The following is a 14,555-nucleotide window of genomic DNA, read 5'->3' on the forward strand; positions in this document are numbered from 1 at the left end:
ACCGCCGTGCCCGCCCTCCTTCAAGGAGCACCAGACGTGAATCAGTCTGCCGAAATTCAGCCCCCGGCAGGGGACGAGCCCCAGGTCGGCCTCGCGCAGTCGTCACCCACCGTCGGCACCTTCCGAGAGCGGGACGGCGTGCTGGAGTGGAGCGGCCGCCAGGAGACCGTGCGCATCGAGCCGTGGGGGCCGGACGCGGTCCGGGTCCGCGCCCGGCTCGGCGGTCCGATCCTGGAGGGGCTGCCGGGCGCCCTGCTCGACGAGCCGCCCGCCACCGGGTCCACCATCAAGGTGGAGGGCGGCCGGGGCACGCTGACCGTCGGCTCGCTGACCGTCGAGGTCGACGCCGAGGGGCTGATCCGCTTCCTGCGCACGGACGACGGTTCCGAGCTCCTCTCCGAGGCGCGCGCCCACTTCTGGTGGCCCGGCCCGCGTCTGTACACCGCCGTCGGCAACGGCTACCACCGCCTGGAGCAGCGCTTCGCCGCCTACGACGACGAGAAGCTGTTCGGCCTCGGCCAGCACCAGCACGGCCGGCTGGACCAGAAGGGCCTGGTCCTGGATCTGGTCCAGCGCAACGCCGAGGTCGGCATCCCGGTCCTGACCTCCAGCCGCGGCTACACACTGCTGTGGAACAACCCGGCGATCGGCCGCGTGGAGCTGGCCGGCAACGGCACTCGCTGGGTGGCGGACTCGGCCCGCCAGCTCGACTACTGGATCACCGCGGGCGCCCCGGCCGACGCGCAGCGCCACTACAGCGCGGTCACCGGCCGCACCCCGATGCTGCCTCAGTGGGCGGCGGGCTTCTGGCAGTGCAAGCTGCGCTACCGCACCCAGGACGAACTCCTCGCCGTGGCACGGGAGTACAAGCGCCGGGGCCTGCCCATCGACGTGATCGTCTGCGACTTCTTCCACTGGACGCATCTGGGTGACTGGAAGTTCGACCTCGAGGAGTGGCCCGACCCGGCGGCGATGGTCCGGGAGCTGGAGGAGCTCGGCATCAAGCTGGTGGTGTCCGTCTGGCCGTCGGTGTCCCCCCTCTCCGAGAACCACGAACTCATGGAGCAGCGCGGCTACTTCATCGGCACCCAGTACGGCCCGATGGCCCACGCCGACTGGCCGGACAAGGAGGTCGCCTCCACCGTCCAGGTGTCCTTCTACGACGCCACCAACCCGGAGGCCCGCGACTTCCTCTGGTCGCGGGTGAAGCGGAACTACCTGGAGCCGTACGGCATCACGGCCTTCTGGCTGGACGCCTGCGAGCCGGAGCTGAAGCCGGGCTTCCAGGAGAACCTGCGCTACTGGGCCGGCCCCGGCCTGGAGGTCGGCAACAGCTACCCCGCCGAGAACTCCCGCACCTTCTACGAGGGCCTGCGCGCGACCGGCGAGGAAGAGATCATCACCCTCAACCGCTCGGCCTGGGCGGGCAGTCAGCGCTACGGCGCCGCCCTGTGGTCCGGTGACATCGGCACCGACTTCGCGACCCTGCGCAGCCAGATCGCCGCCGGTCTCAACACCGCGCTGTCCGGCATCCCGTGGTGGAACACCGACATCGGCGGCTTCCACGGCGGCGACCCGGACGACCCGGCGTACCGCGAGGTGATGGTCCGCTGGTTCCAGTTCGGCGCCCTGTCCCCGCTGATGCGCCTGCACGGCTTCCGCGATCCCGGCATGCCGCTGGGCCCGGCCATGACGGGTGGCCCCAACGAGGTGTGGTCGTACGGCGAGGAGGCCGGCGCGATCATGGAGCGGTACCTGCGCCTGCGCGAGCGCCTCAAGCCGTACGTCCTCAAGGTCATGCGCGAGGCCCACGAGGAGGGCCTGCCCGTCATGCGCCCGCTGTTCCTGGAGTTCCCCGAGGACCAGGCGACCTGGACGGTCGACGACGCCTATCTCTTCGGCGCGGACCTGCTGGTGGCCCCGGTGCTGACGGCGGGCGCGACGGCCCGTACGACGTATCTCCCGGCGGGCGCGACCTGGTCGGACGCGTGGACGGGTGAGACGTACGAGGGCGGTACGACCGTGACGGTCGACGCGCCGCTGGACCGCATCCCGCTGTTCCTGCGGGACGGGGCGCGGCTGCCGGTCGCCGAGTAGCGGCACCCGGGCGGGGCGGTGGTGTCTTCAACTTGCGTGTTTTGCAGACTGGTTGGTGCACCCTCCGCCCCACGCCCCGAACAAAGGAACCCCGCCTCGTGTCTTCCACTCCCCGCCCCCTCCCTCTGACGCTGGCCAATCTGTTACTGCGGCCTTCGCTCGGTTCCCGGCGCGACCCGGACCGGGTCTTCGACCGGATCGCCGGCAAGGCCGGGCAGACGGACGGGGACGAGTGGTTCACCGACGGCTTCAGGCCGCTGTTGCGTGAGTGGGCGGCCGACGAGGGCCTGTCGCCGGTCGGCTGGCAGTCGGCGCGGTCCCACGTCCGCAGGCATCTCACCAACCGGGCCCGGATCCGGCGGCTGCTCGCCGAGCAGCCCGCGATCGCGCGGGAGCGCATCGAGAAGCCGGTGTTCGTGGTGGGTCTGCCGCGCACCGCCACCACGCTCACCCACAGCGTGCTGTCCCTCTCCGACGAGCACCGCTGCCCCCGGCTGTGGGAGCTGCTCGCGCCCGGCCTCGCCCCCTCGCCCCGAGAGCGGCAGAAGGCGATCACGTCCGCGCGCCGGACGCTGGACGGCACCTACCTGCTCAGCCCGCGTTTCCGCGACATCCACCCCATGACCGCCGAGGGCCCCGAGGAGTGCACCTTCCTCCTGCCGCACGCCCTGGTGCCGCTGTCCCAGGCCCATCTGCCGGAGTACCACGCCCGGCAGTTCGAGCGGGACTTCGTCCCCGACTACCGGCACCTCAAGGAGTGCTTCCAGGTGCTCCAGTACGGCCGTCCGCGCCGCCGCTGGATCCTGAAGTCCCCCATGCACACCGGGAACCTCGACGCCCTGCTCAGCGTGTTCCCGGACGCCACCCTCGTGTGGACCCACCGCGACCCCGCGACCGCCGTGGCCTCGTTCTGCAGTCTGGTCGAGTGCGGGATGGCCCTCTCCCGCCGCGCGGTCGACCTGCCCGCCCTGGGCGCCACCTGGCTCGACCTGCTGAGCCGCTCGGTGCGGCGCGGGCTCGCGGCCCGGGCGGCCGTCCCGCGCGAGTCCCTGGTGGACGTCCCGTACTCCTGGCTCGGCTCCGACCCGGCCACCGGCGCCCCGAAGCTCTACGAGGCGATCGGCGCCCGCTGGACCGAGGCCGACGCCGCCCGGCTCCCGGAGGTGGCCGCCCGCCCCAAGGGCAGCCCGCCGCACAGGTACGACCTGGCCCGCTACGGCCTCGGCCGCGCCGACGTGGACGCGGCCTTCGAGGACTACAACGCCCTGCGGGCCGAGGTCGACCGCGCCTGACGGCACGGACCGGCCCCGGCCCTCGGGTGACGTCAGCTGCTGCTGACGGTCAGGTTGTTGGTGGTGAAGTCCAGGCCGCCGGACGATGAGGTGACCTCGTAGCCGAACTGGACGTCACCGATGGTCTCGTTGCCCATCCAGCCCTTGGTGTCCTTGATCCACTTGAGGATCGGCAGGATGTTCACGGTGCCGGAGTTGGAGTCGGAGGTCCGCAGGAACGAGAAGACCTCGTTGGCGCCGTTGCTGCCCTTGTAGACGGTCCAGGTGTGGCCGCCGAGGGTCACGTTGCCCTGCGAGGTGCCGAGCGGACCGACGGCTCCGTTGTAGTTGACCCAGAGCATGATCTCGTAGTCGTAGTCGGTGTCCCAGATGTCGTACGACGTGTTGTACGCGCCGGACGACGGGACGGTGACGTTGTAGCTGCTGGAGAGCGAGCCGAGCGAGGTGATCGTCTTGTTGATCACCTTCTTGGAGTTGGGGTAGGACTTGATGCCGCCGGTGTTGGGGTGGTCGGCCCAAACACCCCAGTTGGTGCCGGAGTTGGCCCAGATGCACTGGCTGCCGGCGCCGGAGCCCCAGATGTTGTTGTAGAGCGTGTAGCCGTTCAGGCTGGTGTTGCCCCACTGGTCGCAGGAGTTCCAGACGGCGGCCGAGGCGGGGGCGGAGGCGAGGCCGACGGTGGCCCCGAGCGCGAGGGCCGGGGGCAGCAGGGCCTTGCCGATCCTGCTGAGGATGCGGGTGCGGGTGCGGGTGCGTGTTGCCATGGGATCCCTTCCATGGGTGGGGGGAAATGCGGGGGATTGGGGGGATTACCACGTCCCCAGAGTGAGAACGCGGTCTTCTCCGGCGACGAGGTCGAGCGGCTCGGCACCGGAGGAAGTCCGGAGTTCGACGCGGTGGGTCCGGGTGGGGCGGATCACCGCGGTCGCTTCGTGCTGGTTCCAGGTGAGGTCGATCGTCGCCCCGAAACGGGTGCGGATGCCTCGTAGTTCGCCCTTCGGGTACGCCGTCGGCAGCGCGGGCAGCAGGACCAGCCGGTCCGGCGTCGACTGCACCAGCATCTCGACGAGCACGGCGGGCAGGGTGTGCGCCGCGTCCGCGTTGTAGACGTCACGGTTCGGGTAGTGCGCGCTCATCAGGGACGCGTGGAAGAAGTCCCCCTTGAGCACCTGGCCGAGGGCGTGCGCCACCCGTTCGCCGTCGCGCAGCCGGGCCGCGACGAGGGCGTGGTGCAGATGGCCGTGCGCGGAGTCGTTCTCGGCGCCGCGCAGTTCGAGGGCCCGGTACGCGGCTGCCGCGAGGTCCGGGGTGTCGTACGGGTTGATCTCGTCGAGCGGCCAGACGCCGTAGAGGTGGCTGAGGTGGCGGTGGTCGTAGGTGTCGTCGAGGCCCGGCCAGGCCCACTCGGCGAGCGCGCCGTCGGCGTTGATCCGGTGCGGCGGGAGCCGGTCGGCGAGGGCACGCCAGCCGTGCGCCTGCTCCGGGTTCTCGGGGTGGTACTCGGCGGCGGTGAGCAGGGCGTGGCGGGCGGCCGAGAGGTCCATGGCCGCGTTGATCGCGCCCCAGCTCGCGTTCGCGGGACGGTTCTCGGGCGAGTAGGAGGGGACGACTGCGAGGTGGCCGTGTTCGTCGGTGCGGGTGAGGAAGTCCTCGTAGAACAGGGCGACTTGGGCGAGGGCGTGAGCCGTGCGCGGGTCGCGTTCGCCGCGGGTCTCGTCGTGGTCGACGAGCGGCTTGAGCAGCCAGTCGGCTCCGGCGGTCCACAGGTGCAGCGGGTATTCACGGCTGAAGTGGTACGTCAGTCCGGACTCGCCGTCGCTGTGGGGCGGGGCGACCACGCCCCGGGCGCCGAAGACGGCGCGGGCGTTGTCGGCCCAGTCGTCGAGCTGACGGTGGATCAGTGAGGCCTGGGCTTGGGTGACTTCGGGAAGCGCCGCGGCCGCGGCGGAGGAGGTCTGGAGGTTGAGGTTGGCGTCGTTGGTGAACGCTCCCGCCCAGGCCGTGTTCCAGTCTCCGGTCCACAGCCCGGTCAGACGGGGCGGGAGCATCCCGGAGGCGGACAGCAGGTGGTAGCGCCCCGCGGCGAAGAGACGCTCCAGGCAGGCCGGGCTGTCGGGTCGGGCCAGCAACTCCGAGCCGGGCAGGGCACGTTCGGCGGGGTCCGCCCCGAGGTCGAGGGTCACGCGCTCGTAGGCCGTGCGGTGGAGCTCGGTGTGTCGGTCCAGGAGGCGGGCGTACGGGTCCTCGTCGTCCGGGATCAGGTCGCCGAGGGCGCGGGCCTGGGTGAGGGCGTCCGGGACGTCGCTGTCCGGGGCGCCCGGGGCGCCTGTGTGGCGCAGGACGCGGGTGAGTACCAGGACCGACTCGGCGCCGGTGATCCGCAGCCCGGGGGGCGTGAGTGTCGTACGGCCGCCGGTGACCAGGACCAGTGTCACCCCGGTGTACGCGCGGTCGCTGCCCGGGTAGCGGACGCGCAGGGTGAGCAGGGCGCCCTCGGGGGTGAGGACGGCGCCGTGGCCGACGGCGAGGTCGTGGGGTGCGCCCGGGAGCCGGTGGTCGAGGGCGATGTCCAGGTCGGGCGTGGTGACCTGCTGGACGACGACGTCGTCGGCGCGGGAGACGAAGACCTGGCTGCGCCGGCCCGCGCTCTCGGCCGTGGCGACGCCGGTGGCGAAGTCGACGCAGCGGCGGTAGGCGCGCGATTCCCCGTGCGGCGCCCTCAGCCGTATGTGGAAGGCCGGGTGGAACGGCTGGACCCACTGGAGGGGGCGGCCGTCGGTGAAGGTCTCGGCCGCGGTCACCTCTCCGGCGAGCAACCGGTCCTGGAGGGCGGGGAGTTCGGCGGCGAGTTCCGGCGGGCGGGCGCTTTCGCCGCCGTTCGGGCGGACGAGGGTGTGGTGCGTGACGACGATCCGCTCGTCGTTCGGATCGCCGAACGCCATGGCGCCGTGGTGGCCGTTGCCGCTCAGGAAGGCGTCCTCCCAGCGGGCGGCGGGCCGCGGCTCCCAGGTGCCGTGGACGGGACCGGTGCTCATGGCTTCAGCTTTCATGGCTTCAGCTTTCATGGCTTCAGCACCGCCACTCCGTAGCGGCCGAGGGTGACCTCGCCCCGGACGGTCGCCCCCGTCAGCAGGTCGCGATGGGTGCCCGGTACCTCGACCGTCACGGACTCGCGCCCGTGGTTCAGGACGAACAGCAGATCGCCGCGGCGGACCGCCTCGACCTGGGCGGGGAGTGCGTCGAGCACGGGCCGGGCGCCGGCGCCGGCGGCGACCCGGGCGAGCAGGTCGCGCATCGCGTCCGGCTCGGGGAGCGTCGAGAGGTACCAGGCACGTCCCTTGCGGAGCACGGCCGGCAGCCCGTCGAGCTCCCCGCCCTTGTAGGCGGCCTCGACCTCGGCCTCCTCGGACGTCTCGATCTCCTCGGACCACAGGGTGCCGCGGAAGCCGCCGCACTCGACGTGCTCGTCGGCGTCCAGCGGCCACCATTCGTGCAGCGTGCGGATGCCGAAGAGCTCGCGCAGCCGGGCGTCCATGCCGCCGGCCCGCACCCGGTCGTCCTCGTCGGCGACGCCGGTGAGAAAGCCGGAGACGAGGGTGCCGCCGTCGCGGACGTACGCGAGGAGGTTCTCGATCGCCGCGTCGGTGAGGGCGTAGAGCTGGGGTACGACGACGAGCTTGTAGGCGCTCAGGTCGTGCTCGGGGTGGGCGAAGTCGGTGGTGAGGTGGGCCTCCCACAGGGCGCGGTGCCAGGCTCTCAGGAGGTCGGGGTAGTCCACCTGCGTGGACGGACGGCCGTCCTGGGCGCCGGCCCACCAGGCGTGCCAGTCGTGCAGAACGGCGATGTCGTTGGCGGTGTGACTTCCCGTCACCTCACGGCTGATCCGGCCGAGTTCCGCACCGAGCTGCTTGACCTCCTGGTACGTCCGCCCCTCCTCCCCCGCGTGGCTGACCATCCCGGAGTGGAACTTCTCCGCGCCCTGCCGGGACTGCCGCCACTGGAAGTAGCAGACGGCGTCGGCCCCTCGGGCCACGGCCTGGAGCGACCAGAGGCGGTTGAGACCGCGCGGCTTGGGGTGGTTGACGCCCCGCCAGTTGACCGGTCCCGCCGCCTGCTCCATCAGCATCCAGGGGCCGCGCGCCTGGGAGCGGGTCATGTCCTGGACGAGGGCGCCGTTCTGGGCGCCGAGCGGATCGCGCGGGTCGGGGTACAGGTCGACCGAGACGACGTCCTCCTCCTCGGCCCAGCGCCACGCGTCCTGACCGACCCACAACGGCATGAAGTTGGTGGTGACGGGGAGGTGCGGGGTGGCCCGGCGGACGATGTCACGCTCGGCGACGTAGCACTCAAGGAGCATGTCGGACGTGAAGCGCTTGAAGTCCAGCACCTGGGTGGGGTTCTTCAGGTAGTGGGCGTGGCGGGGCGTGTGGATCTGGGCCCAGTCGCCGTAGCCCTGGCTCCAGAAGGCTGTGCCCCAGGCCTCGTTGAGCGCGTCGAGCGTGCCGTACCTGCCCTGGAGCCAGCCGCGGAAGCGGACGGCGGCCTCGTCGCTCCAGTCGTACGTGCAGTACTCGTTGTTGATGTGCCACATCGTGAGGGCCGGGTGGCCGCCGTAGCGGGCGGCGAGGTCCTCGGTGACGGCGGCGGCGTACCGGCGGTAGGTGGCGCTGGAGTGCGAGAAGTGCTGCCGGCCGCCCCACCACTCGGTGCGGCCGTCCTGGTCGACGGGCAGCGTGTCGGGGTGCAGGTGGCCCATCCAGGGCGGGGGCGAGGCGGTGGGCGTGGCCAGGACGACCCCGATGCCGTTCTCGTGCATCAGGTCCATCAGCCGGTCCAGCCAGCCGAAGTCCCGCTCCCCCGGACGTGGTTCGAGCTTCGCCCAGGAAAAGACGCCGAGGGTGACGGAGTTGACGCCGGCGTCCTTCATCAGCCGGACGTCCTCGAGCCAGGTCTCCTCGGGCCACTGCTCGGGGTTGTAGTCGCCGCCGTAGAGGATGCGGCCGCGCGTGGCGTCGTTCAGCGAGGGCATCAGACGGGCTCCCCGTACTGGATGCCGCGCCCGTTGGTGGCGAGGTACACCCGGCCGTGGAGGCGCGGGTCGCCGACGATGACCTCTCCGGTCCAGCCCCACTGGTGGGCGTCGTCGTTGATCCGCACCCAGGTCCTGGCCTCGTCGTCGGAGCGGTAGACGGCGGTGATGCTCTCGGTGGCGCCGACCTGATAGATGGCGGGGTACCGGGCTCCCTCGGCCGCCTTGCCGAAGCCGAGGGTGTGCGAGGCCCAGCAGCTGTCGACCTTGGCGAAGGTGGCCCCGCCGTCGGTGGACCGGTAGAGGCCGTTGGTCTTGGTGGAGAGCCACAGGTCGCCCGACCTGCCGGGGGCGGCGACCAGCTTGAACTGGCTGTCGCCGGAGGGCAGTCCGGTCGCACGCGCTGTGAACGAGAGGCCACTGTCAGTGCTGGCGAATAGCGTTCCTGTGTCGGTGTCGTATGCGTAGAAGCGCGTCGGGTCGGCCGGGTCGGCGACCGGCGTGGCGCCCTTCGGGAAGGAGGAGATCTCGGTCCAGGTGGCACCGTTGTCCGCCGAGCGGTGGGCCGGGTACTTCGTGCCGTCCCAGTGCACGAAGGACCACAGCACCGCGCTGCCGTCGGCGTTGGCGGCGATCGGACCGGGTGCGTCCTTGGCGATGGGGGGCTGTGCCGTGAAGGGCGCCCAGGTCTGACCGCCGTCGTTCGAGTAGGCGCCGTTGCCGTTGTCGCCCCAGCCCGCGCGGACGACGTACGCCGGTCTGGCCGCGGCCTGCGCGAGTCCCGTCGCCGACCCGAACACGGGGTTCGTCGCCATGCCGCGCGACGGAGACGCCGTGAGCCGCTCGTGGTACATCACGCCGATGTCCCCGAGCCCGCTGAGCAGGTGCGCCTCCCCGACCGGGGGCGAGATCAGCTGGCGCACGGCCGTCTCCTCCAGGCCGCGGATCTGCGGGGCCCAGTTCTTCAGGTCCCGGGTGCCGTAGAGGGTGGCGCCGGTGCCGTAGACGACATGCCGGGAGTCGTACGGGTCGACGGCGACCGCCTGGATCCACCAGCCGAACTTCGGCTTGTCACCACCCCAGTTGAGGAAGGGAGTCTCGGACACGTCGAACACGGCAGCGTCCTTGAGGGACGTCCAGGTGCGGCCGCCGTCGGTGGTGCGGTACAGGGTGTCGACCGCGGCCCAGCGGTTGTTGGTGGAGACGACGACGGTGCCGGGGCGGCGGGCGTCGACGGCGACCCCGCCGTAACCGAAGCTGTCGGCGGATCCGTCACTCGTGGTCCCGCCCGGCTTCACCGGCGTGACCTCGGTCCACTTCCCGTCCGTGGTGCGCAGCTTGTGCACACCGCCGTCGGACTGGCCGTTGGGGCCGGGCGCGTTGGCGTACGTCACGTACAGCTCGCGGGTGTACTTGTCGTACCCGGCGCGGATCGGGACCTTGGCGGCGGTGCCGGAGGGCTGCCCGGGGACGGCTTCCCACGTGGTGCCGTCGGCGGAGCGGTACAGGTTGGCCGAGGTGCCGTCCGAGTCGCCCCAGCCGGCGTAGAGGGTGCGGCCGGCGGCGACCAGGAGGGTGAGGCCCTGCCCACTCGCGCTCGGGGTGCCCGGGAAGTCGGTCGCGGCCGCCCAAGTGGCGCCCCGGTCAGTCGACTTGAGCAGCCCGTCGTGCCGGGTCCCCAGCCACAGGGTGTCACTGTCCCGCGGATCGACCAGAAGCCGCTCCCCCGCGCCCCGCCCGTCCTCGTTGGCACCGAGCTTCACGGTGAGGTCGGTGCGGCTCCAGGTGGCACCGCGGTCCTCGGAGCGCAGGACGGCTCCGTTGCCGGCCCAGGACTGGGCGTAGGTGCCGAGGGCGAGGTAGAGACGGTTCGGATGGGCGGGGTCGACGGCGATCGCCTCGACCCCGAGCAGGTTCCAGTCGTCCCAGCCGAGGTGATCGGTCAGCGGCGTCCAGCGGGCGGCCCGGTCGTCCCAGCGGTAGGCGCCGCCGATGTCGGTACGGGCGTAGGCGAGGCCGCGGACGGAGGGGTGGAAGAGGACGCCGGTGACGAATCCGGTACCCCCGATGACGGCGGTGCGCCAGCGGTAGGCGGGGACGGCGGCGGTTTCGGCGCCGTAGGCACGTCCCTGAGCCAGGGGCACTGCGGCGAGCGCGGCGGCGGCCGCGGTCCCGGCAAGAACGGCACGTCGACTCAGGCTGGACGTAGGCATGACATACCTCGTTCTGCAAGAAAGGAGGAGGGGAGAGACCTTTGAGGGGCGCGGGGAACTGCGCGACCTGCCACAACGGGCCCGCAGTCGCCAGAAACCCGAAGCACCCCTCTGAGAAGGCGCCAACCGGTCAACCCTTGACCGCGCCCGTGAGCATGCCCTTCTTGAAGTGCCGCTGGACGAAGGGCGAGAGCACCGCGACCGGCACCAGGGCCAGCACCATCACGGCCATCTGCACGGCCAGCGGCGAGAGCTGACCCGTGTTGATCTGGGTGGCCAGTCCGACCGGCCGTTCCTGCTTCTGGACGAGCTGGATCATGACGTTCTGCAGCGGCATCATGTCCTGGTCGGTCAGATAGATCGACGCGTTGAACCAGGCGCTCCAGTACCCGACCGCGTAGAAGAGCGCGATCACCGCGAGCACGGCCCGCGACAACGGCATCACGATCGTCCAGAGAATCCGCCAGTCCCCGGCCCCGTCGATGCGCGCGCTGTCGGTGAGTTCCGGCGAGATGCCCATGAAGAACGCACGCAGGACCAGGATGTTGAAGACGCTCACCGCACTGGGCAGGATCAGCGCGAGGTAGGTGTCGGTCAGCCCGAGGGCCTGCACCAGCAGATACGTCGGGATGAGGCCGGCGCCGAAGAACATGGTGGCGAGGAGCAGCATCAGGAACCAGCGGTGCCCGAGCGAGCCGACGCGCGAGAGGCCGTAGGCGGACAGGACGGACACCGTCATGCTGAACAGCGTGCCGACGAGGGTCACGCCCACGCTGACCAGGGCGGCGCGCTGGACCTGCCCGCCGCTGAGGAGTTCCTGGTAGGCGATGAAGGTGATGTCCTTGGGGATCACCACGAGGCCGCCGGTCGCGTCGATGGTCTTCTTCGACGAGAGGCTGGTGACGATGACGATCCACAGCGGGAAGAGGATCGCGAAGCAGGCCAGGGTGAGGACGATCCCCTTGCCGGCGAGACCCGCCTTCGAGGGCTCCTCCTCCCAGGCCGGCCGCTCCGGGGCGGCCCACGGGCTCGGCCTGGACGCGGCCCGGTCGGGCGCCGCCGACCGGTCGGGCTTGTCGATGACGGTGCTCACTTCTTGTACACCCCCTGCTCACCCATGAGATGGGCGACCTTGTTCGCGGTCAGCACGAGGGCCAGACCGACCACACCCTTGATCAGGCCGGCGGCCGCGGCGTAGCTGAAGTCCTGGTTGCGGATGCCGTTCCACCACACGTAGGTGTCGAGGACCTCGGAGGCGCCTGGACCCACCGAGTCGCGTTGGAGCAGGAGTTGCTCGAAGCCGACCGTGAGGGCGTCGCCGACGCGCAGCACCAGCAGCAGGGCGATCACCGGGCGCAGTGCGGGAAGCGTGATGTGCCACATGCGGCGCCAGCGTCCGGCGCCGTCCATCGCGGCGGCCTCGTACAGGTCGTTGGAGACGGCGGAGAGCGCGGCGAGGAAGACGATGATGCCCCAGCCGGCGTCCTTCCAGACGCCCTCGGCGGTCACCAGGAACTTGAAGATCCCCGGGTCGGTCATCAGGTCGAAGCCCTCGTAGCCGTGCTGCCGGAGGGTCTGCGCGATGATGCCGGCGCCGCCGAAGATCTGCTGGAAGACGGTGACGACCAGCACCCACGAGAAGAAGTGGGGCAGGTACATGATCGCCTGGGCGACCGCCCGGACCCGGGGCCTGATCACGCTGTTGATGACCAGCGCGAGCAGGATCGGGATGGGGAAGAAGAGCACGAGCTGGAGGAAGAACAGCACGAAGGTGTTCTGCACCGCGTGCCAGAAGCCGGAGTCCTGGAAGATCCGCTCGAACTGCTCGAAGCCGACCCAGGGACTCTCGAACATGGCGACGAAGCCGTTGTCGCTGAGGTACGGGTCGTAGTCCTGGAACGCGACCACATTGCCGAAGATCGGTATGTAGTTGAAGACCAGGAGCAGCAGGATGGCCGGCAGGGTCATCAGGATCAGCGTGCGGTCGCGTCTGAACCTGAGCCGCAGGCTCAGCTTTCCCGCGCGCCGCCTGCCCCGGGGGCCGGCCGTGTCGCCGGACCCGGCCGGAGTCTTCTCGTCGGTCTTCGCCTCGGCCCTGGTCCGAGGCACCGTGCTGTGGGACACGGCTTTCTCCTTGCCTCAGCCCTGGATCAGTTGGCCGCGGAGCCGTTGTCGTCGAGCAGCTTCTGGTACCAGTCGCGCAGCCCGTCGCCACCCTTGGACTTCCAGTCGGACACGGCCTGCTGGACGTCGCTGATCTTCTTGCGGCCGCGGACGACGTCGTCCTCCAGCTGCTCGAAGTCGTTGGCGAGGTTGGTGAAGCGGTTGGGCTCGGTGATGGTCAGACCGTAGAAGGAGGACTTCTTGGTGAAGGCGCCCATGCGCTGCTGCCACTCGACCTGGAGCTTGGCGATCTCGGGGAGGTCGGGGTGCGCCAGGTAGGAGGCCGGGTCACCGGTGTAGTCGTAGGCGCCGAAGACCTCGTTGTTGCCCTTGGTGGTCTTCGTGGGCATGCCGTCCTTCAGCGTGTAGTCGGTGCCCTCGACGCCGTAGACGGTGAGCATGTACTCCTTGGTGCCGTACGGCGCGGCGCAGAAGTTGGCGAGCGCCAGGAAGTCCTTGATCTGCTGCTTGGACGCCTTCTTGCTGACGAAGGTGAAGATGCCCGCGGGCTGGGTCGCCCACAGCGTGGGGTCGCCGCCGTCGGGGCCGAAGATGTCGAACGCGCCCATCTCGAAGTCCGTCTTCTGGATGCGCTGTTCGGCCGTCGAGGCGTACCAGTAGGAGATGTCGCCGTTGAAGACGAGGGACTGGCCGGCGGTGAAGCGGTTGGACGCGTCGCCCTTGACGGCCTTGGCGTCGGGGTGGACCACGTCGGCCGCGTAGAGCTTGCGCATCCACTCCAGGGCTTCGAGGTACTCGTCGGTCTCGATGCGGTTGACGAGCTTGCCGTCCCTGAGGTCCCACCACAGCGCCTTGTCGCTGCCGTTGAGGACGCCGTAGATGTTGAACGCGGTCCACTTCAGGTCGTCGCAGGCCCACACCTTCGCCTTGGCGTCGGTGGCCTCCTTCGCCCAGGCCAGGAACTCGTCGGCGGTCTTGGGCAGTTCGTAGCCCTTCGCCTCGAAGATGTCCTTGCGGTAGAAGGGCACGATGTTCGTCACGTACGAGGCCGGCATCGGGATGGCGCGCAACTGGCCGCCGAAGATGGAACGCTGCCAGGCGTCGGTCGGCACCGCCGCGAGGTTCGGGTACGCCTTGACCTTGTCGCCGGACAGGTAGGGGCCGAGGTCGGCGAACTTGGCGTTGATGGCGCTGGGTATCTTGCCGTTCAGGTTCCAGCCCGGGACGACCACCACGTCCGGGATGTCGCTGGAGGCGAGGACGGCGCCCAGCTTCTCGTCGTAGGTGTTGCCGTCCTGGTTCTGCCAGGTGACCTTGGCGCCGACGGCCTCGTTCACGGCCGTGTAGTACGGGTTGTCGTTGGAGGGCGGGCTGCCCCACATCGGCGCCATGATCTTCAACTGGCTGCCGCCGCCGAGCTTCTTGGGCACCGAGGTCTTCAGGGCGGCCAGGTCGATCGGCTTGGTGAAGCCGGCCGACGAGCCGTTCTTCGAGGGGATGTCAGGCACGACGACGGTCGACGCCACGAAGGCCGGGAGGAGCTTCTCGGCCGCCTTCCCGGAGGTGGTGCCGTCCTTGCTTCCGCTCTGTCCGCCGCCGCAGGCGGCGAGCAAGGGCATCCCTCCGGCCACCGCTGCGGTGGCGACCGCGGTGGAGGCGAGGAAGCTTCTCCGACTCGGGGCGGAGGAGGCGGCGGCGTTCGGCGTCATTGCGTCAACCCTTCATGGCGCACCAGGACACCCGGCGGTGGAGCCGTCGGCTGCGGTGTCTTGAGTGGAACTGGCTGAGCTGAAGCGGTCA

The 14,555-nt window shown here is 70.4% G+C and carries 9 protein-coding genes; 2 read left to right on the forward strand and 7 right to left on the reverse strand.

Translation table 11 applies throughout. The features are described 5' to 3' along the window. Positions 1 to 36: 36 nt before the first annotated feature. On the forward strand, positions 37 to 2,097 hold the full coding sequence (locus OG252_RS16090) for a glycoside hydrolase family 31 protein (RefSeq protein WP_329336828.1): 2,061 nt from the start codon (positions 37 to 39) through the stop codon (positions 2,095 to 2,097). Between the two features lie 98 nt (positions 2,098 to 2,195). Further along, complete coding sequence (locus OG252_RS16095) at positions 2,196 to 3,389, forward strand: sulfotransferase family protein (protein ID WP_329336830.1); 1,194 nt, start codon at positions 2,196 to 2,198, stop codon at positions 3,387 to 3,389. Between the two features lie 32 nt (positions 3,390 to 3,421). Here the strand turns inward: OG252_RS16095 and OG252_RS16100 are convergent, their stop codons facing one another. The 7 genes from OG252_RS16100 to OG252_RS16130 all read right to left on the reverse strand — a co-directional run bounded on the left by OG252_RS16100 (position 3,422) and on the right by OG252_RS16130 (position 14,464). Next, positions 3,422 to 4,153, reverse strand: a complete 732-nt coding sequence (locus OG252_RS16100; protein ID WP_266433167.1) for a glycoside hydrolase family 12 protein — start codon at positions 4,151 to 4,153, stop codon at positions 3,422 to 3,424. 45 nt (positions 4,154 to 4,198) lie between these two features. After that, positions 4,199 to 6,424 (reverse strand): glycosyl hydrolase family 95 catalytic domain-containing protein, encoded by a 2,226-nt coding sequence (locus tag OG252_RS16105; RefSeq protein ID WP_329336833.1) that lies wholly within the window; start codon positions 6,422 to 6,424, stop codon positions 4,199 to 4,201. Positions 6,425 to 6,450: 26 nt separating this feature from the next. Beyond that, entirely contained in the window at positions 6,451 to 8,418 is a 1,968-nt protein-coding gene (locus tag OG252_RS16110) for a beta-galactosidase (protein WP_329336835.1), read from the reverse strand. Further along, entirely contained in the window at positions 8,418 to 10,631 is a 2,214-nt protein-coding gene (locus tag OG252_RS16115; RefSeq protein ID WP_329336837.1) for a 1,4-beta-glucanase, read from the reverse strand. Before OG252_RS16115 ends, OG252_RS16110 begins: the two co-directional genes overlap by 1 nt. A 130-nt stretch (positions 10,632 to 10,761) precedes the next feature. Then, positions 10,762 to 11,724, reverse strand: coding sequence for a carbohydrate ABC transporter permease (locus OG252_RS16120; RefSeq protein WP_425587648.1), 963 nt, complete (start codon positions 11,722 to 11,724; stop codon positions 10,762 to 10,764). After that, the gene (locus tag OG252_RS16125; protein WP_266433175.1) at positions 11,721 to 12,755 is read right to left on the reverse strand and encodes an ABC transporter permease; all 1,035 of its coding nucleotides are present in this window, start codon (positions 12,753 to 12,755) and stop codon (positions 11,721 to 11,723) included. Before OG252_RS16125 ends, OG252_RS16120 begins: the two co-directional genes overlap by 4 nt. A 26-nt stretch (positions 12,756 to 12,781) precedes the next feature. Further along, entirely contained in the window at positions 12,782 to 14,464 is a 1,683-nt protein-coding gene (locus OG252_RS16130; RefSeq protein ID WP_329336839.1) for an extracellular solute-binding protein, read from the reverse strand. Positions 14,465 to 14,555 lie beyond the last annotated feature (91 nt).

Source organism: Streptomyces sp. NBC_01352 (assembly GCF_036237295.1).
Taxonomy (GTDB): Bacteria; Actinomycetota; Actinomycetes; order Streptomycetales; family Streptomycetaceae; genus Streptomyces; species Streptomyces plumbiresistens.

Coding starts and splice junctions, on each gene's coding strand:
- OG252_RS16105 (WP_329336833.1), bottom strand. CDS start 6,424: ATGAGCACCGGTCCCGTCCACGGCACCTGGGAGCCGCGGCCCGCCGCC.
- OG252_RS16100 (WP_266433167.1), bottom strand. CDS start 4,153: ATGGCAACACGCACCCGCACCCGCACCCGCATCCTCAGCAGGATCGGC.
- OG252_RS16130 (WP_329336839.1), bottom strand. CDS start 14,464: ATGACGCCGAACGCCGCCGCCTCCTCCGCCCCGAGTCGGAGAAGCTTC.
- OG252_RS16115 (WP_329336837.1), bottom strand. CDS start 10,631: ATGCCTACGTCCAGCCTGAGTCGACGTGCCGTTCTTGCCGGGACCGCG.
- OG252_RS16110 (WP_329336835.1), bottom strand. CDS start 8,418: ATGCCCTCGCTGAACGACGCCACGCGCGGCCGCATCCTCTACGGCGGC.